Here is a 25,976-nt window from a genome sequence, read left to right as displayed (position 1 = left end):
AGAGGGATGTTCACCACGTGCGATGTTTGTTGTCAAGATGGATGGCTACATCGCTACATAGTAAAGTAACCTGGGAGACGCTAGGTTACTTTTTTTCTTTGTCAAAAATATAAAACATGGTTTTCTTATAAGTTATAGAGAATATAAGGAATTATTTATATAATAGGTTAAATAAGTAATGAAGGAGTGAACTCCTCGTGAATATAGACCATATCGAGGCATTTTTATATGTTGTCCATTACAAAAGTATCCATAAAGCAGCCAATGCATTATTTCTTTCACAGCCGACTGTAACTGCACGTATTAAGTCATTAGAACGAGAGCTAGGTGTTGAGTTATTTTACCGAGATGGAAGGAGTGTGAGCGTATCAGAGAAAGGGAAAGATTTTTTACCATTTGCCACGCAAATTGTGCAAACATTTCAGCAAGGAAAGAAGCAATTAGAAGAAACGCAGGAGACCGATGAGGTATGTATTGGTGCAAACGGTGTAACAGCCCAGTATTTTTTAGCCTATGCATTGCCTAAATGGAAAGAGCAATTTCCTTATTTGCGTTTTCAATTATTTACAGGTTCCACAACAAACATTTTAGAAAAGCTACAAAGCCACCAAATTCATCTAGGGTTTATTCAATATGTACATGGGGATGACATAGAGAACGAGCTTTTATTGAACAATACAGTGAAACTTGTCAAACACCGTGATCACCCATTACAACTAAATGAACTTATTCAAGCAAAAGAATTAGCTCAACAGAAAATGGTGTTTTTTGAATGTGGCGCGTTTGATTGGAATTATGTGCATAAAATGTTCGAGGTAGAGGGAGTAGCAGCCAATATTGAGGTACGAACAGATCATTTAGAAGTTGCCAAAGAGTTTATTCGGACAAAAGACTATCTAAGCTTTTTACCACATCTATGCATTAAAAAGGAACTGGAAAGCGGTGAATTTGTGGAGATAGACGTTAAGCATTTGCTGGATATGAATCAACATATATTTTTAACCTATAAAGAGAAAGAGACGTTGCCATCAGCCTTTTGGCAGACAATTTGTGAAACAGCTAAATATTTTGAAAGCATAGGAGACACGTATTGATAAAAAATTTTATCACCACATAAAATTTTTTCTATTACTGTACCTATTGCATATCGTCTAAAGGAACGGTAATATCATTCTCAATCCAACAAAACATACTTAACCACTATGTTTAGTAAAATAAAGATTGAGGAGGAATTGACATGGCTAGACAGGATAAAATTCGATTTGGAGCAATTATTCATGGGGTAGGAGGAAATATTTCTGGTTGGCGTCATCCAAAGGTGGCGAGCAATCAAAGTGTAAGCTTACCTTTCTATATTCAGCAGGCTCAGAAAGCAGAGCAGGGAAAATTTGATGTAGCATTTATTGCGGATGGTTTATTTATTAACGAAAAATCCATCCCTCATTTTTTAAATCGATTTGAACCTATTACAATCTTATCGGCTTTAGCAGTAGCGACGAAAAACATTGGGTTAGTTGGAACAGTCTCAACTTCCTATAGCGAACCATTTACAGTAGCACGCCAATTCGCTTCATTAGATCATATTAGTGCTGGGCGTGCTGGATGGAATGTTGTAACGACACCATTAGAAAGTACTGCTTTGAACTATAACAAAACAATCGACCAACATCCTAGCCATGCAGAACGCTATCTCATTGCGGAAGAATACTTAGAGGTTGTCCAAGGCTTATGGGACTCGTGGGATGATGATGCGTTTATTGCAGATGTCAACAAAGATCAATTTTTTGATCCAGAAAAATTACACACATTACATCATAAAGGGCGATATTTTTCAGTCCAAGGACCACTCAATATTGGTCGAACAAAGCAAGGCCAGCCCGTTATTTTCCAGGCTGGGTCGTCTGATGCAGGCATTCGATTAGCTGCAAAAGATGCAGATGCCATTTTCACACATGGGGCATCTATTGAAGAGGCACAGAAATTTTACTCGAGAGTAAAAAAAGAGGTGGCAACATTTGGACGAAATCCCGAAGAAGTAAAGATTTTTCCAGGTATATCACCAATTATTGGCGATACGGTGGAGGAAGCAGAGGCGAAATATCAAGAAATTGTTGAGTTAGTTTCCATAGACCGTGCTCTTGCTTATCTTGGACGTTACTTTGACCATCATGATTTTACCCAATACGATGTGGATGCACCGTTTCCTGATCTAGGGGATATTGGAGCCAATAGCTTTAGAAGCACAACCGATTATATTAAACGTTATGCTAAGCAGGAGGGTCTGACATTACGTCAAGTCGCTTTACGCGAGGCGACACCAAAAACAGCCTTTTTTGGGACAGCTGAGCAAGTAGCAGATCTTGTACAAGAATGGTTTGAAAAGGAAGCAGCAGATGGTTTTATTATTGGCGTGACAGTACCTGGTGCTCTTGAAGATTTTGTTGATAAAGTAGTGCCAATTTTACAAGCAAGAGGGCTATATCGTAAAGATTATGAGGCAGATACTTTGCGTGGGAATTTAGGTTTACCATTCAAGGAAAGTCGCTATGTTAAACAGTCTGTCTAAAAACCTAGTAAGTTTATTTGAATAAAAGAAATTAGGAGGGGTTATATGAGTTATACATTAGGCATATTAGATCAAAGCCCTATTATTGAAGGAGCAAGCAATGAACAAACATTACAAAAAACGGTGGCTTTAGCACAACGAGCTGAGCAGTTAGGCTATTCACGTTTTTGGGTATCGGAGCATCATCATACAGAGTCATTAGCAGGTTCTTCTCCAGAAGTATTGGTTTCTTATTTACTTGCTAAAACCAAATCCATTCAAATTGGATCAGGTGGGGTTATGCTACAGCATTATAGCCCCTATAAAGTAGCCGAAAATTTCCATGTTCTAGCATCATTGGAGCCGGGACGCGTAGATTTAGGAATCGGTAAAGCCCCTGGTGGCTTGCCACTTTCCACGAAGGCTCTACAATATGGCACACTCAATCAAGGGGAAGATTTTGAAGAGAGACTAATATTTTTACAGCAATTAATTGAGCAATCCATACCAAAAGAGCACGAATTATATGGCATACAAGCAACGCCGATTCCAAAGGCAAAGCCGACATTATTTTTGCTTGGCGCTAGCCCTGAAAGTGCTGCTCTTGCAGGAAAACTAGGCATTGCATTTGTCTTTGCTCGATTTATTAATAGTGATAATGATGTTTTGGCGCAAGCGGCTAGAATCTATCGCAGTCATCATCCAAACGGCACTTTTGCGATTTCCATTGCTGCACTTGCTGCTCCAAGTAAAGAGGAAGCGAAAGAGCTAATAGGAGATCAAAAAATTACAAAGGTGCATTTAGCAAGTGGCAGAAGCCTGACGCTACAATCAGTAGAGCAAGCAGAGAAATTTGGTCAGGAATCTGGAGAGGAATATACAGTGGAACAGTATGAGGCCGATATTTTATACGGTACAGCAGAAGACATTAGAGCCAATTTAGATGACTACCATGTACGATTCCAAATTGATGAATTTATTTTGCATACGCCCATCTTGAAGGAATTTGAACGTCAACGTTCGTTTGAGCTTTTAAGTCCTGTCCATTTGCAGTTACAGCAAAAGGTGAAGGTAATCTAAGGGAGGTCATGATATGACAAAAAGTTTAGATATAATCATTTGGTCGAAGCAAGGTTGTAGTTATTGCGAGGAAATAAAAGCATATCTACAAGAACGACATATTTCCTACAAAACAGTTGATGTCACGTCTAATGATAATTTTAGAGACATCCTTGATATAAAGTATGGTGTTCGACATGTACCCGTTGTAGAAATTGGTTCAAGTGAAACAGGTATCTATAGAGCCGTAACAGCAATTGGTTTAGAGCATCTACAGAAGGCACTTGCTGTGAATCTACCCTCATATGCATGACAGAAGGAGAGAGGAATCTTATGAAAAAAATATCATTTTATTTGCTACTTGTGCTAGCAGCGCTATTAACTGCGTGTGCAAACTCAGAAAAAACAGTTGGTGACGCAAGTGCTCAAAAAACAGCACAGAGTGGCAAGGATGTTCAAAAAATTATAGTTGGTACGGGAACTCAGTTTCCAAACATCTGTTTTTTAGATGACAAGGGAAATTTAACTGGTTATGATGTAGAGCTTGTTCGTGCAATTGATGAGAAGCTACCAGAATATGAGTTTGAATTTAAAACAATGGAATTCTCCAATTTATTACTAAGTTTAGAAACAAGAAAAATAGATTTTATTGCCCATCAAATGGAAGTTAATAGTGAGCGTGAAGAGAAGTTTTTATTTAATAAAGAGCCGTATAATGTTTTCCCATTAAAGGTGACAGTCAACGAGAAAAATAATGCAATTCAATCCATTGAGGATTTAAAAGGGAAAAATGTGAGTGTTTCACCAACAAGTAATTCTGCTGTTTTTATTGAAAAGTATAATAAAGAGCATAATTTAGGAGCAAATATCGTTTATTCTTCTGGCTCTGTCGATGTTAATAATCAACTTGCAACGGGACGAATTGATGCCATTATTACCACACCGTTTGCTGTTCGATACTATAACGAAAGCAATGAGGCGCAGCAAAAGGTTGTAGGTGATGCATTATTAAATTCAAAGGTCTACTTTTTACTCAATAAAGATGAAGTGAAGTTACAGGAGCGCTTAGATGAAGCGATCGTTGAATTAAAGAATGAGGGGGTAGTGAGTGAGCTTAGTAAAAAGTGGTTGGGTGATGATTATACAGTAGACTTCTAATGAACAGGAAAGGAAGATGGCAGTATGGAAAATAACTTTGATGTCGTGCTAATTGCGAGAGTACTTCCAACATTGCTTCAGTATTTACCCATAACTTTCGAGATTCTAGTATTCTCCATACTTTTTGGTATGATGCTTGGGATTGTGCTAGCCATACCAAAGCTACTTCACATACCGATATTGAAGCAAATTATTACAATCTATATATCCTTTATTCGTGGTACACCCATTTTAGTGCAGTTGTTCTTAGTATTTTACGGTATACCCGCATTGTTAAAGCTCATTCATATTGATGTGACACGAATGGATGCAATGTATTTTGTTATTATTACGTACACATTCAGCAATGCGGCAGCCTTTGCCGAAATATTTCGTGCAGCAATTTTAACCGTTGATCGGGGTCAAATGGAGGCGGCCTATTCAGTAGGCTTAAGTGGATCACAGGCTTTTATGCGAATTGTTTTTCCACAGGCAATACGTGTTGCTTTTCCAAATATAGCAAATACAATGATTAGTTCATTAAAAGATACATCGTTAGCATTCTCCATCGGTGTAATGGATATGGTGGGGAGGGGAGAAACCTTGATTGCTTCTACGACACGAGCGTTTGAAATCTATGTAGCTTTGTCAATTGTTTACTATGTCATCGTGATAATCCTTGAAAAAGTATTTAAATTTAATGAACGCTATTTTAATCGCTATATGCCAAAGGAGCTTGCTTCACAATAGGGGGAATATGCTATGACCATTGATATCGCTTTTATAGTAGAAGCATTACGAGAAATTAGTAAAGTAATACCGTTAACCTTATTCATGACTATTACACCTGTTTTATTAGGAATCGTTATTGGCATAATTGTAGCTTTCGTGCGCATTCAACAGATAAAAATAGTCTCATCTGTACTTAATTTTTATGTTTCATTTTTCAGAGGAACACCTATCATTATGCATATCATGCTCGTTTATTTTGGCTTGCCAATGCTAGTTGATAGTGTAGCTAATTTGCTTCATTTAAAGATACAATCAAATTCTATTCCTATTTTATTTTTTGTCATACTAGCCTTAACACTTAGTGCAGGGGCTTATGTCTCAGAAATTATTCGTTCAGGGATATTAGCTGTACCTAAAGGACAATTAGAAGCAGCATATGCGATTGGATTAACATTTCCTCAAGCGATGCGACGTTATATTTTACCACAAGCATTTGGGCAATCTATTCCCAACTTGACGAATGTTTTTATTGGTTTTTTACATGCTACATCATTAGCATTTTTCCTATCCATTAAAGAATTGACCGGTGTGGCAAATATTATTGCTTCCATGAACTTAAAGTTTTTAGAGTCATTTATTGCTGTTGGTCTTATTTATTGGGGAATTTCAATCATAGTAGAATGGGTTTCACACCGTATTGAAAAAAGAGTAACAGCCTATAGTAAAGGCGGTTTTTCATCATAGAAAGGGGAAATTAGAGTGACAGTAGCGAACATTGTGATTGAACATTTACAAGAGGAAGATTATGCAAGCTATCTTGAAGTTTTAGTTGAGAGCTATGCGCAATATGAAAAGGACTATGAAGACCCAGAGCGCTGGCAATCATATTTAAGTGATATCCGTGCTTCGGTTGGTAATCCGAATGCAGAAACAATTCTAATTGCAAAACGCGGAGATGACATATTAGGTGGATTACAACTATTTACGGATGCAGGGAAAGCGTATGGCTTGCCGGAGCTAAATATTCAATCGACGATTGTGCGCTTATTAGGTGTGCATCCAAAAGGAAGAGGACAAGGGGTTGCTAAGAAATTATTAAATGAAAGTTTTGCCTTTGCTAGAAAAAGACAGGATCAGGCACTTTATTTACACTCAGGTGATATGATGCAGGCTGCCATAAATCTTTACTTATCATTAGGTTTTGTGCGAGATGAGTCGAAGGAATTTTACAAGGGAGATATATTAGTCAAGAGCTTCCGTTATGATTTATAATGATAAACCCGCTGATGCTCTAGTCAATCAGCGGGTTTTAATGTTAATTATAGTGTGAAAATCTTTCCTGGATTCATAATGTTAAGTGGATCAAGCGCTGCTTTTATGCTTTTCATGACGACTAAAGAGGTACCGTGTTCAGTGGCTTGGTATTTCATTTTGCCAATGCCAACACCATGCTCGCCCGTACATGTGCCACCTCGAAGTAATGCATATTGCACGATTTGTTCATTGAAGCGATCCGCTTTTGCCTGTTCCTCGGCGTCATTTGGATTTAACATTAAAAGTGCATGGAAATTTCCATCGCCCACGTGGCCCACAAGCCCACCTGCGAGTCCAACATGATCAAGCTGTTCTCGTGCATATAAAATGGTTTCAGCAAGCACAGAGATTGGTACACAGACATCCGTTGACATGAGCTTCTTACCAGGATAAGCATGAATATATGCATAGGCTAAAGAATGTCGTGCTTCCCAAAGCTTATTACGAGCAGCATTATCTTGCTCGAATTCGACGGATAGACAGCTGTAGTCCTCAAAAATTTCTGTAGCAAATGCGATGTCCGCATGCATACCCGCTTCGTTTCCGTGGAATTCTAAAAACAATGTTGGTTTTTCGCTAAAGGATGTATCGTTATAGACATTGGCCTGCTTCATAGAGGATTCATCGACCAATTCCACTCGACCAATTGAAATACCAGCCTGTAATAAGGCGGTAACAGCACTAACAGCATCTCCAACTGTGTCAAAAACAGCTTGCCCCGCTGTCACAAATTCAGGTATACCATACACTTTTAACGTTAACTCCGTAAAGCAGCCAAGTGTTCCTTCAGAGCCGACAAATAGACCATTTAAATGATAACCAGAAGAGGATTTCGCGGCTAAATTACCTGTATGGATGACAGAGCCATCTGCAAGGACAACCTCTAAATCACGAACCTGATCACGCATAACACCGTAACGCACAGCAGTCGTACCACTAGCATTCGTCGCAGCCATGCCACCTAGTGTTGCATCTGCACCTGGATCCACTGTGAATTGTAGACCGTGTTTTTTTAACTCCTTATTCAGTTGAGAGCGCGTGACGCCAGGCTGAACTTTTACAAGAAGGTCGTCAGGTCGAACTTCTAAAATCTTATTCATTTCAGAGAAATCAATAGAAATACCATGTGCAATAGGAATCGCGTTTCCTTCTAAGCTGGAGCCAACACCGAATGGTACAACTGGTACACGTTGTGCATGTGCAATTTTTAAGATGGCACTGACATCAGCTGTGGAACGGGGAAAGACAACGATATCAGGTAATCTCATCATATGATGAGATTCATCCTTTCCATGTAGCTGTCGTACCGTTTCGTTTGTTGACACTTGTTCTTCTAATAAAACCTGTTTGAGTTGATTGACAAGTAATTCTACTGCAACAGTCATTCCAATCCCTCCAAAATTTTCTGATAAGTAAAACTTTATCACGCATTTATTGGAAATGGAATGCACAGTTCATTAAAAATCAGTTAGCAAATACTTTTTCTAGTTTTTGAACAAATTCATCTTGTTCTGATGGACTGGATTGCTTCCACCATTTTTCAAAAAACACCCCAAGCCCTGGTAGTAAATGCTCTTCTCCGCGATTAATAGCATCTTCCACAATGTCTTTGAATTCTGCGGCAGATTGACCATGTACATTCGCTGTAATTGCATCTCTTATTTGAAAATTCATCTATATCGCCTCCTTAGTAGTAATTTGTCCAACTATCGTTTAAATATGTATGAAATACCAAAGAAAATAGATAATTTTTGCAATAACTTTGGAGGAATTATGACTAAATATGCCAGGCATTTTATTCTTTCTGCGCGCTGAAATGTTGAAAATGGGCATTAGCTCTCAAACAACATGACAGTCTAAGATTGTGTTACCTAGGAATATTAAACTGTGCACAGTTGACAGGAAGAGTGGTATGTCCATTCGCAACAATCGCAAGCTTTCATTAACACAATCTTTTGAAGAAATTTTAGAGGCTGTGCAACCAATGATTACAGCCATTTTTACGCAGCTTCATATTTACAAGGATTTTGATTACTATCGTCATATTGCTTCTATTGCGGTATGGAGGGCATGGCTAAAAGCAGATCCAGCAAAGGGACAATTTTCTGCTTATCTTTATTCTTCGATAAAAGGTGAGATTCTAAATGAATTATCAAAGGAAAAAAACTATTCAGAGCGAATAACGGTTGTTGATGGTGAAACACTCAATTTTATTCTTAGTGACTTGGAGGGATGGGACAATCAAAAAAATCCTAGCTTACTTGAAATTAAGTTGTCTCAGCTTAAGCAGATAGAAAGAGAAATATTACTACTTTATTATGTAGAAGGTTACAGTGATCAAGAAATAGCTAATGCATTAGGCTTATCCGCTGTTGCTATTAAAAAAAGAAGAGGTAGAATCATCCAGAGATTGAAACATCAACTTTCCAGGGTGGAATAAAGAACTAAAAATATCAAAAGTATGCTAATATTGAAATAAAATGAATATTAGCATACTTCACATAGGTGCATACAAATTCCGATAAAAGTGTTATGATTTGTAAGAAGTCAAAGAAATATACAATTCAAATTTAAATAATCGATATAGATAGATAAAATTTCCTAGTGAATGTTTATATAGTAGTATGGAGGGTTTGGAGTGGAGAGATGGTTTAATCAGATAGAGAAAAAAGAAATTTGGTACATGGTATTACCCTTATTACTTGTCATACCATTACTGAGCTTTAGCAATCAAATATATGGTGTTTTCCAAGGTAACATGTATCAAGATATAAAATTGGTGATACAAATATTAATCATTGTTTTTACAATGGCAATTGCGATCCAATCCTATTTAGTATTTTCACACTTATTATCCAATCAAACTTTATACATAGGAAACATGTTTTTCATTATTGCCTTATTAGAATTAGTTAGCTTGTTTTTTAGCCAATCGAGAGAATGGAACTTTATGAACGAGCCCCTACATATATTAATACGTTTATACTTAGCCATTGGATTTATACTTATTATTTTAAACCCTAAAAAGCGATTAACCATGAATCATCGGATACTGACATATGGTTGTTCGATGCTTTTCGTTCTAGGAAGCGTTTTTCTGGCTTATTATTCGCCCAAAGTATTGCCTAAAAATTGGTTAGATACGATTGATAATATGGTACACTTAATTGCTATTATTCTTCAAATTTTAACCATTGCTATTGTTAGTACATATGTAAAAAAATTACCAAAGCGTTCCATGTGGCTAATTAGCGCAGCTATTTCCCTTATTGTGAGTGATGTCTTCTTTATTGTTAGTCAAGATCAAAATGCGATATGGGATTTCTCAGCACTGATCTATCAGTTTTTAGCATTCTATTTTTTCCTAAAGGCGATTTATTATACATCTGTGGAAAAACCCTTTCAGCAGCTGTTGAAAATAAAAAAGGATCTTGAACAATCTCAACAGGAGCTTCGATTTCAAGCTTATCATGATGATATTACATTGTTGCCAAATGAACATTTTTTACTTAAGACGTTAAAAGAAAATTTACATGAACATAAAGCGCAAAAGGCTATCATTGCCATAGAAATTGATCGCTTTGCGGCGATTCGTTCGTCCATTGGGATTAGTAACTCTAATAAAATGATGAAACTTGTTGCAGAGCGAATTCAATCGATTGTACCTCCACATTATTTTGCAACTAAACTGCGTGAAGGACAATTTGTTATTTATATTGACCATGTAAAGACGATTGAGGAACTACTACAATTTTGCTTAAATCTTAAAAGTGCCATGGCAGATCCTTTACAGGTCCAATTATTTTCATTGAATGGCAGTCTAAATATTGGGATTGCTCTTTATGAGGAGCAATGGACTGGTGAAGAGCTATTAATGCATGCACAGTTAGCGATGCGAGAAGCTAGACAAATACCTCAAAGATTTCTTTTTTATAAACCATACATGTCTAAAGGTATTGCAGATCGAATATTGTTAGAGCAAGACTTACATAATGCGTTAGCCAATAATGAATTTTATTTAGACTATCAACCACAGGTCAACTTAAAAACAGGCACCATTGAATCGGTCGAAGCTTTGGTTCGCTGGCGTCATCCAACTCGGGGATTTGTTCCACCTGATGTCTTTATTCCTATTGCTGAAGAATGTGGCCTTATTATCCCGCTAGGTAAATGGATTTTAGAAAACGCATGCACTCAAGCGAAAATATGGGAGAAACAAGGCTTACCTCCGATGAAAGTGGCAGTGAATTTATCACTTGGCCAGTTATTTCAACAGGATTTAGTAGAAATGGTACAAGATATTTTACATCGTACCAATTTAGATCCGTCATTTTTACAATTAGAAATTACAGAAAGTATGACGATGAATATTGATCAAATGACACAGCTATTACATGAGTTAAAGGCATTAGGCATCCAAATTGCTGTAGATGATTTTGGAACAGGTTATTCCTCTCTATCTTATTTAAAGGAATTCCCAATTGATTGTTTAAAAATTGACCGAACATTTGTGAGAAACGTGCCACATAATCCGAATGATGAAGCACTTGTTTCCATGATTATTTCGATGGCTAAACATTTACGTTTGAAGGTTGTGGCAGAGGGCATTGAAGAAGTGGAGCAATTATCTTTTCTAATAGATGGTGGCTGTGATTATATTCAGGGCTATCTATTCAGTAAGCCAATATCCCCACAGCAAATTACGGAAACCTATAAAGATTTACATCATCGTGTGGAGGAAGTATTAACACAACTTCAATATATTGAAGATTATAGTATTTAAAAAAAGAACCTGCTTATTGCTATTGAGTAAGCAGGTTCTTGCTGTTTAGTGAACGAGATATTCTTCTTTTAATTCGGATATAGCTACTTCAGATCGCTCTTCTAAAGAACGGCGTAGGTGAACTGTCGCTGTTTTTTCATCATCGTGGAGCTGATCGATCCAGATGGAAACACCATTATAGCTCACTTCAAATTCTAAAGGTGAGGCGACAATTTCTTGTGCACGTTGAAAATCCAACTGAAGCCCCCCTTATTTTTTCTGCTTATTCTTATTTTGCGTGACTGTGTTAATTAGCTCCATAAACTCTTGAGAAAATTCCTCACTCACCTTGTTTGGTGCAATCTTTTGGTTTTTTGGCGTTTGAGGTAATGAGCCTTTATTATTGCTTTGACCTTGTTTATTGTCTCTTCCCATGTGAGTTGCTCCTTTCCTGTTGATATAAATTAATATGGCTTTGAAATGAACTTTTTATCCCGTCAGCACAGATCGCACTTCACAAGGAAAAATTCGCATAGCTCTTTGTTTATTGCGAACAATAATGAGTATTAAGATTTTTTAACAGAAAAATTATCGTTTAATAAAACCCAATTTTGAGGAAACGGGAATCCTAATGCCCAATAACTAATGCCACGTAAATTGTAATGTTTAGTCATGTCGAATTTGGCTTGTGCACTTCTCGCATCTTCAAACCATACCTCGTGCTGCCTTCCTTGCTCATCAACATATCGATAAAAAGGAGATTGGGCCGTTGGATCATATTGGATTGTTGCCCCGTACTTGATGGCCCTATTGAGCGCTTCCTGGGGGCTAAACGTTTCGGCTTCTTGGCCTTTGACATGAGGTAGGAGCCAATCACGCGCATACAACTCAAAACCCAATAAGATTTTATCAGCTGGTATTTCAGTTAAAGCATACTCCACGACTCTTCGCATTTCATTAATCGGGGAAATAGCTTGTGGAGGGCCAAGACGATAGCCCCATTCATATGTCATTAATACAACAAAATCTGCTATTCTCCCATGTGCTTCGTAATCATGCGCTTCATATAATGTCCCAGTTTGTGAAGCACTTGTTTTAGGTGCGAGCGCTGTTGAAACTAAATAGCCTTTTGGATGAAGGGTATCCACAGCCAATTGAATAAAGGCATTGAAATTTTCGCGATCAGCAGGTAAAACATTTTCAAAATCAATATTTAATACTTGATAACCTTTATCTTGCATCACCTGTAATACATTATTCATGACCTTTTTACTTAACTCTGGACTGGACAAGACGACATGTACTAAATTAGAGCCTTCTTCTGTAGAAGTAAAATTAGTGAGCGTTAACATTGGGATAATATGTTTAGCCTTTGCTGCCGCTATCATATTTTCATCATTAATGGGCTGTAATGTCCCATCTTCCTTCATCTTATAAGCAAAAGGACTAAAATAAGTTAGTAGATGACCAATAGCATTAATGGAGTCTACAGCTTCATCTGAAGGTTGGTAGGAATAAGCATTGACTTCAATCGTTGGTAATTTTCTTGGAATCATCAATTGTGAACCAACATAAAGCATATTGGGAGTGTTTAGTTTATTTTCTATAGTAATGGCTTGAACGGTCGTACCATAGCGCTGTGCTATTTGCCATAAAGTTTCTCCTGGCTGCACGATATGAACAATGGGTGGAATAATTAATTTCGTTCCTGGTGTTAATTGATCGGGATTCGTTAGATGATTTTCTAATATGATAGATTGCAAGGGAACGCTAAATTTCTGTGCGATTGACCATAACGTATCTCCTTTTTGAACGGTATAAATTGTATAAGGAGAAGGGATAACCAGTGATTGTCCGATGGCTAATTGATCAGGAGTAGCTAATGCATTTAATTGGCTAATAGATTGTACGGGTACAGCATAACGATTAGCGATTTGCCACAGTGTTTCGCCAGCACTTACCACATGGATAAGCATAGAACACCTCCAACACGTTGTTGTTATTAGTGCATCATATGTTTCAAGTGTGAAAAAGAGTATTTTAGTGTGATTCTAGAAAAAAGCTGAAATTTTAAATTCTTTCTCAATGAGTTGCATAGGATAAGTATCATTGTGAGAAAGGGGCTTGATGTTGAAAAAGGCGAAGCTCACAGGAAGAATCGTCACGCCTGAAGATTCGGATTATGAACAAGCGAGAACGAATAATAATTTAAATAATCCCAAATATCCGAGTGTCATTGTGTTTTGTCAAAAAACGAAAGATGTGGTTAATGCCTTAAAATGGGCTAGAGAAAACAATGAGCCTTTCAGAATTCGAAGTGGTCGTCATAGCTATGAAAATTTTTCTTTAGTAAATAAAGGGCTTGTCATTGATGTAAGTGATATGAATGATATTTCGGTAAATCTATCAGAAATGACGGCTAGAATTGATGCTGGAGCTAATATGGGAAACGTATACCGTACATTATGGGAGCATGGTGTTACCATTCCTGCTGGTACAGAAAGTAGTGTTGGGGTGGTCGGTTTGACCCTTGGTGGTGGGATTGGGATGCTATCACGACCATTTGGATTAACTTGTGACAATCTTATTGAAATCGAAACGGTGGTAGCTAGTGAACATGAGGGTGCTCAGGTAATCAGAGCGAATAAGCAACAACATCATGATTTGTTTTGGGCAAGTCGTGGTGGAGGAGGAGGCAATTTTGGTATAGTCACTTCTTTGACATTCAAGCTTCATGCGATTAATGAGGTATCACTGTTCTCTATTACATGGGGATGGGATGACTTTGAAGTGGCCTTTGATGCATGGCAAAAATGGGCTCCCTATACAGATAAGCGTCTAACCTCACAGATTGAGCTAAAAACAAAGGAAGTAGGTGAGATAGTCGCACAAGGTGAGTTTATAGGAACAGCAGCTGAATTAAAGAAATTGCTTCGCCCTCTTAGAAAAACAGGCTTGCCAACAAGTATTTGGATAAAGGAAGTGCCATATAGCAAGGCAATAGAATTTTTTGATTTACCAAGCGGTAATCAGCCTGCCTATCGAAAAAGATCAGGGTCATTTTTGGAGAGACCGTTTCCATATAAGGCGATTCAGAGGATGAAAGAATTTTTAGCCCATGCACCTAATTCAAATACAACAATATGGCAACAGTCTTTAAGAGGAGCAGTAGGTGAAATTGCTCCCCAGCATACAGCCTATTACTATCGCAATGCGATAATAGCTCAAGAATATAATACTTCCTGGAAAAAACCGAAAGAGGAAGAACAAAATATTAAGTGGGTAGAAAATTTACGTCAAGCTTTATCACCTTATACGTCTGGTGATTATGTGAATTTTCCAGATCGATATATTAAGGACTGGCATACAGCCTATTACGGACGTAATTTTAGAAGGCTTCGTGAAGTGAAAACAAAATATGATCCGTATAATGTATTTCAATTTCAGCAGAGTATCCCACCTATTAGGAAGTGGTTGTAGCTGGAGAATGGAGCAGGTGAAGCGGCACTCCTGCTCCTTTTTGATTTTCACGTTTTAGCTTGATAAATACTGTTTAAGAGGTCACAATAAAACTATTACATATATTTCTAAAAGGATTGATTGGAATGGAAAATATTGTTGTTCGTAATAATGTAACAATACTCGGACAAGGGGACCAACCGCTTATTTTTGCACATGGATTTGGCTGTGATCAAAATATGTGGCGTTTCATTACGCCTGCATTTATGGACAAATATAAGATTATATTATTCGATTATGTAGGCTCAGGTAACTCAGATATAAATGCCTATTCATCAGAGAAATATCAATCGTTACAGGGCTATGTACAAGATTTATTGGACATTATTGAAACGCTATCATTACAAAATAGTATTTTTGTAGGGCACTCCATTAGTGCCATGATAGGACTGCTCGCATCTATCCAGCACCCTGACTATTTTAAGAAATTGATTATGATTGGTCCTTCTCCCTGTTATTTAAATGATGATGGTTATCGAGGGGGATTTGAGCGAAGTGATATAGCAGAGTTACTAGACATGATGGAAATGAACTTTACAGGTTGGGCTAGCTATATGGCACCTATTGCAATGAGTAATCCTGAACAGCCAGCATTAACACAGGAATTGAAGCAAACCTTTATAGCAGCAGACCCTATCATTGCAAAGGAATTTGCTGAGGTCACATTTTTATCTGATCATCGAAGTGAATTACCAAAGGTCTCTGTTCCTTCGTTAATTATCCAATGCTCGGAAGATAGTATTGTGCCAAGTAGTGTTGGAGATTATTTGCATCAGCATCTCAAAAATAGCACGTTACAATTAATGGAAGCAAAAGGTCATTATCCACATATTAGTCACCCAAATGAAACGATACAATGTATTGCAGATTTTTTGTAGGGAAAAATGAAAGGATTTTCAACAATGGAAAAACGACTCAACAATGCACCATGTGGATTTCTTTCCATCACACATGAAGGGCTTATTTCAGAAATCAATCGAACCCTGCTAGATTGGATCGGCTATGAGCAAGAGGAATTATTACATATGCATCTAGAAATTCTTCTATCTACGCCCAATAAGATGATTTTTCACTCTTATTTTTATCCTATGATTAATCTAGAGGGGCAAGTAGAGGAATTATTCATTCATCTCAAACAGAAGGACGGAATGTCGGTTCCGTTTTTAATGAATGCCAAATTGTACAAAGAGGATTTGGTAGAGCGCATTGATTGTATTTTAGTAAAGATGAAAAAGCGCATAGATTATGAACAAGAATTACGATCAGCCAAAAAACTACTTGAGGCTGCCTATCAAGAAAAGGATCGTGCATTAGCTAATTTGGAGCAAATTCATGTAGAAATAGAACATCAGCAGGCGAAATTATTGGAAATGAATGCTGCTTTAGTAGAATTATCAATGACTGATAAACTGACCGGCTTGAAAAACAGGAGATTTTTCCAGGAACAACTCGAAAAACATTTTAATCATTTTCATGAGACAGCAGAAACTTTTTCGTTATGCATTTTAGATATCGATCATTTCAAAAAGGTCAATGATACATATGGTCATCAAGTTGGAGACGATGTCCTCGTACAATTGGCACAACTATTACAAATACAAGTACGTCTAGAAGATATCGTCGCTCGTTATGGTGGGGAGGAGTTTATTATCATCCTACCTGAGACCGAGATACCTGCGGCAAAAGAAATCGGCGAAAAAATTAGACACACCGTGGAGCAGGATGGTTGGCCAACAGGCAGTCTTACGATCAGTATGGGAATTGCCACAGTAACTTCAGAAGATACAGAGACGACATTGATAAAAAAAGCAGATAAAGCATTGTATGGATCGAAAGAGCATGGACGAAACAAAGTCACTCATTTTCATGAGATAAAGTGACTAGCCTTTACAATTCCGCCATTAATTTTTGAATAGAAGGAAGATCTGCTGGAGCAAATGGAAGGTCAAGCAATTGGTTGCGGGGAACCCATCTTGCTTCAGCATGTTCTAGAATTTGGGGTGTGCCTTTAATAATTGAAGCTTTGTATGTTTCTAAATGAACGAAAAATTGTTCGTATTCATGGAGTGTTACAGCCACTTGTTTACCTACTTGAATCGTACAGTTAAATTCCTCAAGAATTTCTCGAGAAAGTGCCTGTTTTGGTGTTTCACCCTGCTCTATTTTACCGCCAGGGAATTCCCAATAATTTGCTAATACCATTTGGGGGTTTCTTAAAGCACAGAAAATTTCTTGTTGCTCATTTTCAATTATAGCCCCTACTACATGTATTGTTTTTTTCATTTATATACCTCACTTTGTGTCTTCGTTAGATATGTATGATTATAGCATGTTTAAGTTGTACGCCACTTGCCACCACAGGAAAATAACAGTTTTCTTACTTAGTTATGAAATTTGCTATTTCGTAGGGTATAATAGTGGTCAATATATAGGAAAAAGGCGGTAAGAGGTAGCGATGAAGAGAATTGAATCTACGCAAAATGCGTTAGTGAAATATTGGAAAAAGTTAGCGACAACAAGAAAAGAGCGTGAACGTTCGGGTGAATTCCTAGTAGAGGGCTTTCATCTTGTTGAAGAAGCATTAAAAAATAAAAACCAAGTATTACAAATTATAGTGCGTGAAGGTATCGATTTGCCAATGTTATGGCCAATCGATGATATAGCTATTGTAGAGGTATCGACTGCGGTAGCGAAGGAATTTGCGGAGACAGAAACTTCCCAAGGTGTTTTTGCTGTATGTAAACAGCCCGTCTTAGAGGATAATGTGATGACTACTTGGCGAAAAGTGTTATTAATTGATGCTGTCCAAGATCCTGGTAACATTGGAACAATGATTCGTACAGCAGATGCTGCAGGTTTAGATGCTGTAATTTTAGGAAAAGGCTGTGCCGATCTTTATAACCCTAAAACACTACGTGCTGCTCAAGGTTCGCATTTCCATATTCCGGTAGTGCGTGGAGATTTAGCAGAATGGATAGATATATTACAGGATCAAGGTGTACCAGTATTTGGTACTGCATTAGATGAGGAAGCGGTGCCGTATAGTGATATTCAGCATACGGGTGCATTTGCGATTATTATGGGGAATGAAGGAAGTGGCATTCAGCCTCAGTTATTAGCGATGACAGATCAAAATATGATCATTCCTCTTTTTGGACAGGCCGAATCATTAAACGTCGCAGTAGCAACAGGTGTTGTTTTATATGGCTTTGCCAAATAATTAATTGCTCATTGTGGGATTGAGGCAGTTGTCTCTTGATTTGCTACAGTCCATTATTGTATAATTTATTCTAAAATGTATGTTTAAATAATAAATGCTTTGACCGGGAAGTAGTAAAGATTGTGAATGGACGACAGGGAGCGTAGGCCAGAGATTGAGAGCCAACGCCGTATCAATGCAGTTTTGAATTCAGCCTGCGAGCAGCTACCGGGACCAGTGTACTGCTGTAAAGGTAAGCCGGCTTTATCAAGTCGTTATGTCAATGAAGTGATTGTAAGGCTTTGCTTTGCAATAACTAGGGTGGTACCGCGAAAATGTCCTCGTCCCTTTTTAGGGGCGAGTTTTTTTATGCCTAAAAAGCAGGCATTTATTTTCTGAGGAGGTTTTAACATGGAAGAGCAATTAAAACAATTAGAGCAAGAAGCACTTTCTAAAATTGAAGCAGCTGCAAATTTAAAAGAATTGAATGAAGTACGTGTTGCGTATTTAGGAAAAAAAGGACCTATCACTGATTTACTAAAAGGGATGGGCAAATTATCAGCTGAAGAACGTCCGAAAATGGGTGCTTTAGTGAATAATGTTCGTGAAAATGTAACGGCAGTATTAGAAACAAAGATTACCGTGTTGGAAGAGGCAGCCATTGCTGAAAAATTAGCGAGTGAGTCGATTGATGTCACTTTACCAGGTCGTGAAATTAAAGTGGGGAACCGTCACCCTTTAACACGTGTCATTGAAGAAATTGAAGATTTATTTATTGGAATGGGCTATGAAATTGCTGAAGGTCCAGAAGTGGAGAAGGATTACTATAACTTTGAAGCACTAAATTTACCAAAAGGTCATCCAGCTCGTGATATGCAAGATTCGTTCTATATTTCCGAGGAAATATTATTACGTACCCATACTTCACCAGTACAGGCTCGTACGATGGAAGCCAAAAAAGGTGAATCGATTCGCATAATTTGTCCTGGTAAAGTATTCCGACGTGATAATGATGATGCAACACATTCACATCAGTTTATGCAAATTGAAGGTTTAGTCATTGGCGAAAATATTCGCATGAGTGACCTAAAAGGAACATTAGATACGTTAGCGAAAAAAATGTTTGGTGCAGACCGCGAAATTCGACTACGTCCGAGCTTCTTCCCATTTACTGAGCCATCTGTAGAGATGGATATCTCTTGTTTCAAATGTGGTGGAGCAGGCTGTAACGTATGTAAGGGCACTGGCTGGATTGAGATTCTAGGAGCAGGTATGGTGCATCCAAACGTATTAGAAATGGCTGGCTATGATCCAAAGAAAGTTTCTGGATTTGCATTTGGTATTGGTGCAGAACGTATTGCGATGTTGAAATATGGTGTTGACGATATTCGTCATTTCTATACAAGTGACACTCGCTTCTTATCACAATTCGAGCGAACAGAAGCGTAAGGGGGATAAAACATGTTAGTATCATTAGAATGGTTAAAAGATTATATCAATACGCAGGACTTAGCACCTGAGCTATTAGCAGAAAAAATTACACGCTCTGGGATCGAAGTAGATGCAGTAATTGATCGTGCTAATGCTATGGATAAAGTTGTAGTTGGTTATGTAGTTTCTAAGGAGAAACATCCAGAGGCTGATAAGTTAAATATTTGCCAAGTTGACGTTGGCGAAGCAGAGCCCCAACAAATAATTTGTGGTGCACCGAATGTTGATGCTGGTCAGAAAGTCATTGTTGCTCGTCCAGGTGCACATTTACCAGGTGGCATTAAAATCAAAAAAGCAAAACTTCGCGGTCATGAATCGAACGGAATGATTTGTTCCTTACAAGAGCTTGGAATCGAAGGAAAGCTTGTTCCTAAGGCGTATTCAGAAGGTATCTTTGTCCTACCAGCAGATGCAGAAGTAGGCACAGATGCACTGGCTATATTGGGCCTACGTGATACAGTGTTGGAGTTAGGACTAACACCAAACCGCTCAGATGCTCTTTCAATGCTAGGTGTAGCATATGAAGTAGGTGCTATTCTTTCAGAGGAAATTAAATATCCAGAAATTTCCTATCAAACTGCTAGTGAAAAAGCACAGGATTACCTGAAGCTTCATGTAGAAGATTTACAAGCAAATCCTATGTATGTAGCAAAAGTTGTGAAAAACGTAAAAATCGGTGAATCACCAATGTGGCTACAAAATCGTCTAATGGCTGCGGGAGTACGTCCACACAATAATGTCGTAGATGTAACGAACTATGTATTAATGGAATATGGTCAACCTCTGCATGCTTTTGACTATGATAGCCTAGAAACGGGTGAAATCGTTGTTCGTAAAGCAACAGAAGGTGAAAAAATTACAACATTAGATGACCAAGAACGTACATTAAAAGCTTCAGATTTAGTCATTACAAATGGCAAAGAGCCAGTAGCCATTGCTGGTGTAATGGGTGGTGCTAATTCAGAGGTAACAGATTCAACAACGACTGTTGTCATTGAATCAGCCTATTTTGATGGTTTAACAGTGCGTCAAACGTCTCGTCATCTTGGCCTACGTTCAGATGCATCGGCTCGTTTCGAAAAAGGGGTAGACCCAAATCGTGTCTTACCAGCTGCTGAACGTGCTGCTGCTCTACTTGCTGAATTAGCAGGAGGCGAAGTATTAGAAGGTACATGTTTAGTAGATGAGTTAGATAAAACACCAGCGCGAGTAGTCGTTTCCCCAGATTTTATTAATGAACGTTTAGGTATGAAGATTGCATTAGAAGATATGCTTTCTATTTTAGAGCGTTTAAAATTTGGTGTAGAGGCAGCAAATGGTTTATTAATTATTGATGCACCAACACGTCGCCAAGATATTAAAATTGAAGAGGATATCGTGGAGGAAATTGCTCGTCTTTATGGTTATGATGAAATCCCAATGACATTACCAGAGGGTGCAACACAAGTAGGTAATTTATCACCTTACCAAGCAAATCGACGTGTTGTTCGTCATTACATGGAAGGGGCTGGCCTATATCAAGCGGTAACTTATTCGTTAACGTCGGATGCATTGTCACAACGTTTTGCTTTGAAAGCAGAGCCGGTAACTCGCTTGCTTATGCCAATGAGTGAGGAGCGTTCTACATTACGTCAAAGCCTTATTCCACATTTAATCGAAGCGGCGGCTTATAATGTTGCACGTCAAGCTGAAGGCGTGGCTTTATATGAAATTGGCTCCGTGTTCCTTGGTCAATCAGATGAGGGGCAACCATATGAGGAAGAGCATGTGGCAGCAGTACTAACTGGCAAATGGCTAGACCATGCTTGGCAAGGTGAGAAAAAAGCTGTAGATTTCTTTGTGCTAAAAGGTATCATCGAAGGTGTCATTGGCAAACTTGGCTTAGCAAATCGCATGACATTTGTGAAATCACAAGTGGATGGCTTACATCCAGGTCGTACGGCTAGCATTTTATTGGATGGCAAGCAAGTCGGCATCATTGGTGGACTTCACCCAGCAGAGCAAAAAGCATGGGGTGTAAAAGACACGTATGTAATGGAAATGAATTTAGTGGCGCTATTAAGTGCAACGGCACAAGAAGCACCACTTGCCTATACACCAGTACCTCGTTTCCCAGCTATGTCTCGCGATATCGCTCTTATAATGGACCGTACAACAACAGCGGGCGAAGTAATGGAAGCTATTGATGCAGCGGGTGTGAAACTATTAAAAGATATCCGCGTATTCGATGTTTACGAAGGGGAGAAAATGGAAGCAGGTAAAAAATCGGTTGCCTTCTCACTCACATACTTTGATCCAGAACGTACTTTAACAGACGAAGAAGTAGTGGCCGCACATAACAAAGTGTTAAAAGCCATTGCTACGATTGCAGGCACAGAAGTACGCTAATATATGAAAAAAGACTGTCTTACGAGGCAGTCTTTTTTTGTTTGAGAATGGTGAAGATGATGATCCAAAAGGTGAAGAATGAATGATCCAAAAAATGAGGAAAGCGCTCAAAAAGGTTCCTAATGCGTCTCACGCTCATCAGGAACCCCAAAAAAGCTTTTTTAAGCAACCAATAGTATGATTTACTTCATCTTCCGTGCTTTATCAGTGTTGGCGAAATGCCATTTTGTGATGGAGCGTAGAAATTCTTCGCCCTGATTACGCCAGATTCGGGCTGCTTGCACATCTACCTTGTTAGAGGCGCCCTTCATTAATGTAAGCCCTGTAATGTCACTCAAACGGTCCATTTCCTTTAAAAAGGCAGCACGAGCTAAAATAGATGCTGTAGCCACAGCTACATGTAATTGTTCTGCTTTAGTAGAAAAGTAGACATTCTCTTGTACAAGTTCACGTTCATTTTTTAAATAATTGTAATAGACACCACGTTCAGCAAACTGGTCGATTAAGATAAATTCAGGTTTTTCAGGTGCCATTTTTGATAGTGTGTTTTGTAGTGCCTTGTTATGCATCATGGCTTTCATTTTACCTTGGGAATAGCCTTTCGCTTGTAAGTTGTTATATTTCTCGTTGCGTAAGACGAGAACACTATGGACACAGGCTGCACGCAAATCAGGTGCAATTTTCCTCATATAGTCATCTGTTAGCATTTTTGAATCTTTTACGCCAAGCTCATTCATGAGTTCGATTTTGGAAGGAGGTACATATACTGCTGCTACAGTGATTGGACCAAAATAATCACCTGTGCCTGTTTCGTCTGAGCCTAAGACAGACATGGTTGCGAAATTGTTAGGCAGTACATCCCCTTTTGCCCCGATAGTGGAGAGTGGAGTAGCAGTTTTTTCAACAGTTCCCCAACGTGCTGCCTCACGTTCAGCACCGCCCCCCTGAAACATTAATTTGCCTGATTTATACATAGTTATGGCTGTATCTGGTAGTTTTGCCGCAAAAATGACTCCCGGAGCCTTTCGTTCTATAAAGTGCGATGCATAGTAAGCCATCACCTCTTTTTGAATATTTGTTGAAATGGAAAGCACAATATTTGCCATTTAATCGTTCCTTTCTGTCCTCGTTGTTCACAATTTTATACCTTTCATGGTATGATAATAAATAGCTTTTTTGTGTGATGGTGCTCACAAGCCTCTAAAATCGTGTGTGCATCGAATTTATAGGAGGGTGCGACTATGGAAAAACAAGAAAAGAATAAAATTTCTGTTGAAATATATGGTCATACATATAAAATGGTCGGCTCTGAATCCATTGGCCATATGAGACTTGTTGCTTCGATTGTTGATGACCGTATGCGCGAGATGAACGTACATAATCCCTCACTTGATAGCACAAAACTTGCTGTTCTGACAGCAGTAAATACAGTTCATGATTATTTACTATTAAAAGAACGAATGGAGCAATTAGAAGAAGAATTGAAAAAGTTAAAGGGTTGAAGAGAATGTTAGATTTAATCATATTAGTGGTACTGTTAGCTGGTATAGGCGTCGGTGCAAAACGAGGTTTTATTGTACAGATGATGCATATTGTCAGCTTTGTAGTAGCCCTAATTGTTGCGTATATTTATTATAAGCCATTAGCACAAAAATTTGTATTTTGGGTTCCGTATCCAGGTGTCACTGACACAGGTAGCCTTGGCGTTGTCATTGATAGTCTAGATTTAGACCGCACCTTTTATCGGGTAATTGCCTTTGCTGTTATTTTCTTTGCAGTAAAAATAACGTTGCAAATCGTGGCATCGATATTTGACTTTATCGCGTATTTGCCTGTGCTAAATACAGTGAATCGTTGGCTTGGGGCGTTACTTGGCATGATTGAAAACTATTTAATTATGTTTATTTTGCTATATGTGTGCGCTTTATTACCAGTAGATGCCATACAAAATTTAATGTCGAAGTCATTGTTAAGTGGTCTGATGTTGGAGCATACACCAATTATTACAAAGATGTTCCAAAACTGGTGGTATATTTATATGCAATAGTAACTGTGCACTTCTCTCTGTCTTGAGGGAAGTGTTTTTACGATAGGAGGAATTACCAATGAATAAAAAAACAATTATTCGCACACTCGAAAAAATTGCTTTATATATGGAACTACAGGGAGAAAATCCATTCAAGGTATCAGCCTTTCGAAAGGCTGCGGCAGCACTAGAGGGGGACGAACGTTCATTAAGCGAAATGGATGATGTAACAAAACTCAAAGGTATTGGCAAGGGTACTGCGGCTGTAATAGAGGACTTAATGTTAACAGGTGAATCGAGTTTGTTAAAGGAGTTAGAAGAGGTTGTACCTAAAGGGTTACTGCCATTGCTAAAATTACCTGGCTTGGGAGGAAAAAAAATTGCGAAACTACACCAAGAGCTTAGTATTGACTCTGCAGAAAGCTTGAAGGCAGCTTGTGAGGCAGGAAAAGTACGTGAATTAGCTGGATTTGCTGTAAAAACTGAGGAGAAGATTTTAAAGGAGCTAGCCAATTTAGCAAATCGTTCAGAACGACTACCAATTTGGCAGCTTGAGCCTGTGGTTTTACAAATTGAGGCGCTTCTAGGTAGTATGAAGGAAGTAGACCGGTTTTCAGTTGCTGGGAGTTTCCGTCGAGCGTTAGAAACTAGCAAAGATATTGATTTTATTGTTGTGACAGAAGCAGTTGAGGAAGTACGCGAAAAGTTGTTAAATAGCTTGGCCATTCAAGAAGTCGTGGCGGCAGGGGATACAAAAATTTCGGTGATTTTAGACTTAGATGAACCAGTTAGCGTTGATTTCCGTTTAGTGAAAGATAATGAATATGCGACTGCGTTGCATCATTTCACAGGTTCAAAAGATCATAATGTTCGTATGCGGCAAATTGCCAAAGCCCGTGGTGAAAAAATAAGTGAATATGGTGTGGAACAGGAAGATGGTACCGTTTTGACGTTCCAAGACGAGGCAGCATTTTTCGCTCATTTTGATCTACCTTGGATTCCACCGAGCTTACGGACAGGAACAGTAGAATTTGACAAAACAAACATAATTCAAAACTTAGTTCGACTAGAGGATATTAAAGCTGATTTGCATATGCATACAACATGGTCAGATGGTGCATACTCTGTTGCAGAAATGGGCGAGGCGTTACTAGCACGGGGCTATCAATATAGCGTTATTACAGACCATTCGCAATTCCTAAAAGTAGCAAATGGATTAACACCGGAGCGTTTAGAAAAGCAACGTATAGAAATTGAGGCATTTAATGCAGCACATCCAGATTTTCATTTGTTTAAAGGGACGGAGATGGATATTTTACCAGACGGCTCACTTGATTTCGAAGATCAGGTGTTAAAAGAGCTCGATTTTGTTATTGCTTCCATTCATTCTAGTTTTACACAATCACAAGATAAAATTATGGCACGTTTACTAACAGCTATGCAAAATCCCTATGTTCATATGATTGCCCATCCGACTGGTCGAATTATTGAAGATCGCGATGGTTATAATCCTGATATGAAACAGTTAATTGCCTGGGCAAAGGAATATGGTAAAATTTTAGAGTTAAATGCAAATCCATATCGTCTCGATTTATGTGTAGAACATTTAGAAATGGCATGCGCTGCAGGTGTGCCAGTAGCCATCAACACAGATGCGCATGATATTGCACATTTACGTTTTATGGATATTGGGGTTCGCTATGCAAATAGAGCATGGTTACCGAAAGATATGATTGTGAATACATGGACGCGTGAACAGTTTGAAGCGTTCATACAACGAAATAAATAGGCTGAGGAGGTGTTC

General features: G+C 38.3%; 26 protein-coding genes. 19 read left to right on the top strand and 7 right to left on the bottom strand.

Annotated elements, in window-relative coordinates; all coding sequences use genetic code 11:
• Positions 1–197: 197 nt before the first annotated feature.
• The 8 genes from AC1RFD_RS11455 (at position 198) to AC1RFD_RS11420 (ending at position 6,745) form a co-directional block, all read left to right on the top strand.
• Positions 198–1,094, top strand: a complete 897-nt coding sequence (locus AC1RFD_RS11455; protein ID WP_492474915.1) for a LysR family transcriptional regulator — start codon at positions 198–200, stop codon at positions 1,092–1,094.
• Between the two features lie 143 nt (positions 1,095–1,237).
• The gene (locus tag AC1RFD_RS11450; protein ID WP_115674484.1) at positions 1,238–2,566 is read left to right on the top strand and encodes an LLM class flavin-dependent oxidoreductase; all 1,329 of its coding nucleotides are present in this window, start codon (positions 1,238–1,240) and stop codon (positions 2,564–2,566) included.
• 45 nt (positions 2,567–2,611) lie between these two features.
• Entirely contained in the window at positions 2,612–3,625 is a 1,014-nt protein-coding gene (locus AC1RFD_RS11445; protein ID WP_281216074.1) for an LLM class flavin-dependent oxidoreductase, read from the top strand.
• 13 nt (positions 3,626–3,638) lie between these two features.
• The gene (locus tag AC1RFD_RS11440) at positions 3,639–3,917 is read left to right on the top strand and encodes a glutaredoxin family protein (RefSeq protein WP_004226351.1); all 279 of its coding nucleotides are present in this window, start codon (positions 3,639–3,641) and stop codon (positions 3,915–3,917) included.
• Between the two features lie 20 nt (positions 3,918–3,937).
• Positions 3,938–4,762 (top strand): transporter substrate-binding domain-containing protein, encoded by an 825-nt coding sequence (locus AC1RFD_RS11435; protein WP_048393633.1) that lies wholly within the window; start codon positions 3,938–3,940, stop codon positions 4,760–4,762.
• A 24-nt stretch (positions 4,763–4,786) separates the two neighbouring features.
• Entirely contained in the window at positions 4,787–5,491 is a 705-nt protein-coding gene (locus tag AC1RFD_RS11430; protein ID WP_048393635.1) for an amino acid ABC transporter permease, read from the top strand.
• A gap of 12 nt (positions 5,492–5,503) precedes the next feature.
• Positions 5,504–6,217, top strand: coding sequence for an amino acid ABC transporter permease (locus AC1RFD_RS11425; protein ID WP_115674482.1), 714 nt, complete (start codon positions 5,504–5,506; stop codon positions 6,215–6,217).
• Between the two features lie 15 nt (positions 6,218–6,232).
• Entirely contained in the window at positions 6,233–6,745 is a 513-nt protein-coding gene (locus tag AC1RFD_RS11420; RefSeq protein WP_009373866.1) for a GNAT family N-acetyltransferase, read from the top strand.
• A 47-nt stretch (positions 6,746–6,792) separates the two neighbouring features.
• Here the strand turns inward: AC1RFD_RS11420 and AC1RFD_RS11415 are convergent, their stop codons facing one another.
• Both AC1RFD_RS11415 and sspI read right to left on the bottom strand, forming a co-directional pair.
• Positions 6,793–8,172, bottom strand: coding sequence for an FAD-binding oxidoreductase (locus tag AC1RFD_RS11415; RefSeq protein ID WP_492474914.1), 1,380 nt, complete (start codon positions 8,170–8,172; stop codon positions 6,793–6,795).
• Between the two features lie 79 nt (positions 8,173–8,251).
• Complete coding sequence (sspI, locus tag AC1RFD_RS11410; protein ID WP_004226361.1) at positions 8,252–8,461, bottom strand: small acid-soluble spore protein SspI; 210 nt, start codon at positions 8,459–8,461, stop codon at positions 8,252–8,254.
• 238 nt (positions 8,462–8,699) lie between these two features.
• Between sspI and AC1RFD_RS11405 the strand changes: the two genes are divergently transcribed.
• A complete protein-coding gene (locus AC1RFD_RS11405) occupies positions 8,700–9,227 on the top strand; it encodes an RNA polymerase sigma factor (protein ID WP_492474913.1) in 528 nt (175 codons plus the stop codon).
• A gap of 198 nt (positions 9,228–9,425) precedes the next feature.
• Positions 9,426–11,570, top strand: coding sequence for a bifunctional diguanylate cyclase/phosphodiesterase (locus tag AC1RFD_RS11400; protein WP_254660031.1), 2,145 nt, complete (start codon positions 9,426–9,428; stop codon positions 11,568–11,570).
• Between the two features lie 45 nt (positions 11,571–11,615).
• Here AC1RFD_RS11400 and AC1RFD_RS11395 read toward each other — a convergent pair whose 3' ends face one another.
• The 3 genes from AC1RFD_RS11395 to AC1RFD_RS11385 form a co-directional block, all read right to left on the bottom strand.
• Positions 11,616–11,807, bottom strand: coding sequence for an H-type small acid-soluble spore protein (locus AC1RFD_RS11395; protein WP_004226369.1), 192 nt, complete (start codon positions 11,805–11,807; stop codon positions 11,616–11,618).
• Between the two features lie 12 nt (positions 11,808–11,819).
• Positions 11,820–11,984, bottom strand: a complete 165-nt coding sequence (locus AC1RFD_RS11390) for a YfhD family protein (protein WP_004226371.1) — start codon at positions 11,982–11,984, stop codon at positions 11,820–11,822.
• Positions 11,985–12,115: 131 nt separating this feature from the next.
• Positions 12,116–13,525 (bottom strand): LysM peptidoglycan-binding domain-containing protein, encoded by a 1,410-nt coding sequence (locus AC1RFD_RS11385; RefSeq protein ID WP_269897626.1) that lies wholly within the window; start codon positions 13,523–13,525, stop codon positions 12,116–12,118.
• Positions 13,526–13,679: 154 nt separating this feature from the next.
• Here AC1RFD_RS11385 and AC1RFD_RS11380 point away from each other — a divergent pair, with 154 nt between their 5' ends.
• From AC1RFD_RS11380 to AC1RFD_RS11370, 3 genes are all read left to right on the top strand, one after another.
• Entirely contained in the window at positions 13,680–15,029 is a 1,350-nt protein-coding gene (locus AC1RFD_RS11380) for an FAD-binding oxidoreductase (RefSeq protein WP_054549973.1), read from the top strand.
• 125 nt (positions 15,030–15,154) lie between these two features.
• Positions 15,155–15,946, top strand: coding sequence for an alpha/beta fold hydrolase (locus AC1RFD_RS11375; RefSeq protein ID WP_048393651.1), 792 nt, complete (start codon positions 15,155–15,157; stop codon positions 15,944–15,946).
• Between the two features lie 24 nt (positions 15,947–15,970).
• Entirely contained in the window at positions 15,971–16,948 is a 978-nt protein-coding gene (locus AC1RFD_RS11370; RefSeq protein ID WP_259948419.1) for a sensor domain-containing diguanylate cyclase, read from the top strand.
• A 7-nt stretch (positions 16,949–16,955) separates the two neighbouring features.
• Here AC1RFD_RS11370 and AC1RFD_RS11365 read toward each other — a convergent pair whose 3' ends face one another.
• Complete coding sequence (locus tag AC1RFD_RS11365) at positions 16,956–17,351, bottom strand: (deoxy)nucleoside triphosphate pyrophosphohydrolase (RefSeq protein WP_048393654.1); 396 nt, start codon at positions 17,349–17,351, stop codon at positions 16,956–16,958.
• Positions 17,352–17,523: 172 nt separating this feature from the next.
• On the opposite strand from AC1RFD_RS11365, the gene AC1RFD_RS11360 reads away from it, so the two are divergent.
• From AC1RFD_RS11360 to pheT, 3 genes are all read left to right on the top strand, one after another.
• Positions 17,524–18,288, top strand: a complete 765-nt coding sequence (locus AC1RFD_RS11360; RefSeq protein ID WP_492474912.1) for a TrmH family RNA methyltransferase — start codon at positions 17,524–17,526, stop codon at positions 18,286–18,288.
• Positions 18,289–18,678: 390 nt separating this feature from the next.
• Complete coding sequence (gene pheS, locus AC1RFD_RS11355) at positions 18,679–19,716, top strand: phenylalanine--tRNA ligase subunit alpha (protein WP_492474911.1); 1,038 nt, start codon at positions 18,679–18,681, stop codon at positions 19,714–19,716.
• A gap of 12 nt (positions 19,717–19,728) precedes the next feature.
• The gene (gene pheT, locus AC1RFD_RS11350) at positions 19,729–22,146 is read left to right on the top strand and encodes a phenylalanine--tRNA ligase subunit beta (RefSeq protein ID WP_492474910.1); all 2,418 of its coding nucleotides are present in this window, start codon (positions 19,729–19,731) and stop codon (positions 22,144–22,146) included.
• A 182-nt stretch (positions 22,147–22,328) separates the two neighbouring features.
• On the opposite strand, the gene rnhC is transcribed toward pheT, so the two are convergent.
• Positions 22,329–23,252: a ribonuclease HIII gene (rnhC, locus tag AC1RFD_RS11345; protein ID WP_115674477.1), complete on the bottom strand. Its 924-nt coding sequence runs from the start codon at positions 23,250–23,252 to the stop codon at positions 22,329–22,331.
• Between the two features lie 135 nt (positions 23,253–23,387).
• Here rnhC and zapA point away from each other — a divergent pair, with 135 nt between their 5' ends.
• From zapA to polX, 3 genes are read left to right on the top strand one after another with little or no spacing between them, the layout of a single operon-like run.
• Positions 23,388–23,648: a cell division protein ZapA gene (zapA, locus tag AC1RFD_RS11340; RefSeq protein WP_016991554.1), complete on the top strand. Its 261-nt coding sequence runs from the start codon at positions 23,388–23,390 to the stop codon at positions 23,646–23,648.
• Between the two features lie 5 nt (positions 23,649–23,653).
• Complete coding sequence (locus AC1RFD_RS11335; RefSeq protein ID WP_004226395.1) at positions 23,654–24,193, top strand: CvpA family protein; 540 nt, start codon at positions 23,654–23,656, stop codon at positions 24,191–24,193.
• A 58-nt stretch (positions 24,194–24,251) separates the two neighbouring features.
• Positions 24,252–25,961 carry a DNA polymerase/3'-5' exonuclease PolX gene (gene polX, locus AC1RFD_RS11330; protein ID WP_259948401.1) on the top strand — a complete coding sequence of 570 codons (1,710 nt, stop codon included), beginning with the start codon at positions 24,252–24,254 and terminating at the stop codon, positions 25,959–25,961.
• Positions 25,962–25,976: the final 15 nt, after the last annotated feature.

It is taken from the genome of Lysinibacillus sp. GW823-FHT02G10, assembly GCF_058797135.1.
Note: the sequence above shows the minus strand (reverse complement) of the source record. Positions and strands in the feature narration are given on the sequence as shown.

Bases quoted from the DNA above. Each gene is read 5' to 3' on its own strand.
- zapA (WP_016991554.1), top strand. From the start codon at position 23,388: ATGGAAAAACAAGAAAAGAATAAAATTTCTGTTGAAATATATGGTCAT.
- AC1RFD_RS11375 (WP_048393651.1), top strand. From the start codon at position 15,155: ATGGAAAATATTGTTGTTCGTAATAATGTAACAATACTCGGACAAGGG.
- AC1RFD_RS11445 (WP_281216074.1), top strand. From the start codon at position 2,612: ATGAGTTATACATTAGGCATATTAGATCAAAGCCCTATTATTGAAGGA.
- AC1RFD_RS11390 (WP_004226371.1), bottom strand. From the start codon at position 11,984: ATGGGAAGAGACAATAAACAAGGTCAAAGCAATAATAAAGGCTCATTA.
- AC1RFD_RS11425 (WP_115674482.1), top strand. From the start codon at position 5,504: ATGACCATTGATATCGCTTTTATAGTAGAAGCATTACGAGAAATTAGT.
- AC1RFD_RS11385 (WP_269897626.1), bottom strand. From the start codon at position 13,525: ATGCTTATCCATGTGGTAAGTGCTGGCGAAACACTGTGGCAAATCGCT.
- AC1RFD_RS11365 (WP_048393654.1), bottom strand. From the start codon at position 17,351: ATGAAAAAAACAATACATGTAGTAGGGGCTATAATTGAAAATGAGCAA.
- AC1RFD_RS11360 (WP_492474912.1), top strand. From the start codon at position 17,524: ATGAAGAGAATTGAATCTACGCAAAATGCGTTAGTGAAATATTGGAAA.
- AC1RFD_RS11415 (WP_492474914.1), bottom strand. From the start codon at position 8,172: ATGACTGTTGCAGTAGAATTACTTGTCAATCAACTCAAACAGGTTTTA.
- AC1RFD_RS11450 (WP_115674484.1), top strand. From the start codon at position 1,238: ATGGCTAGACAGGATAAAATTCGATTTGGAGCAATTATTCATGGGGTA.
- rnhC (WP_115674477.1), bottom strand. From the start codon at position 23,252: ATGGCAAATATTGTGCTTTCCATTTCAACAAATATTCAAAAAGAGGTG.
- AC1RFD_RS11405 (WP_492474913.1), top strand. From the start codon at position 8,700: ATGTCCATTCGCAACAATCGCAAGCTTTCATTAACACAATCTTTTGAA.
- pheT (WP_492474910.1), top strand. From the start codon at position 19,729: ATGTTAGTATCATTAGAATGGTTAAAAGATTATATCAATACGCAGGAC.
- pheS (WP_492474911.1), top strand. From the start codon at position 18,679: ATGGAAGAGCAATTAAAACAATTAGAGCAAGAAGCACTTTCTAAAATT.
- AC1RFD_RS11435 (WP_048393633.1), top strand. From the start codon at position 3,938: ATGAAAAAAATATCATTTTATTTGCTACTTGTGCTAGCAGCGCTATTA.
- AC1RFD_RS11335 (WP_004226395.1), top strand. From the start codon at position 23,654: ATGTTAGATTTAATCATATTAGTGGTACTGTTAGCTGGTATAGGCGTC.
- sspI (WP_004226361.1), bottom strand. From the start codon at position 8,461: ATGAATTTTCAAATAAGAGATGCAATTACAGCGAATGTACATGGTCAA.
- AC1RFD_RS11440 (WP_004226351.1), top strand. From the start codon at position 3,639: ATGACAAAAAGTTTAGATATAATCATTTGGTCGAAGCAAGGTTGTAGT.
- polX (WP_259948401.1), top strand. From the start codon at position 24,252: ATGAATAAAAAAACAATTATTCGCACACTCGAAAAAATTGCTTTATAT.
- AC1RFD_RS11370 (WP_259948419.1), top strand. From the start codon at position 15,971: ATGGAAAAACGACTCAACAATGCACCATGTGGATTTCTTTCCATCACA.
- AC1RFD_RS11430 (WP_048393635.1), top strand. From the start codon at position 4,787: ATGGAAAATAACTTTGATGTCGTGCTAATTGCGAGAGTACTTCCAACA.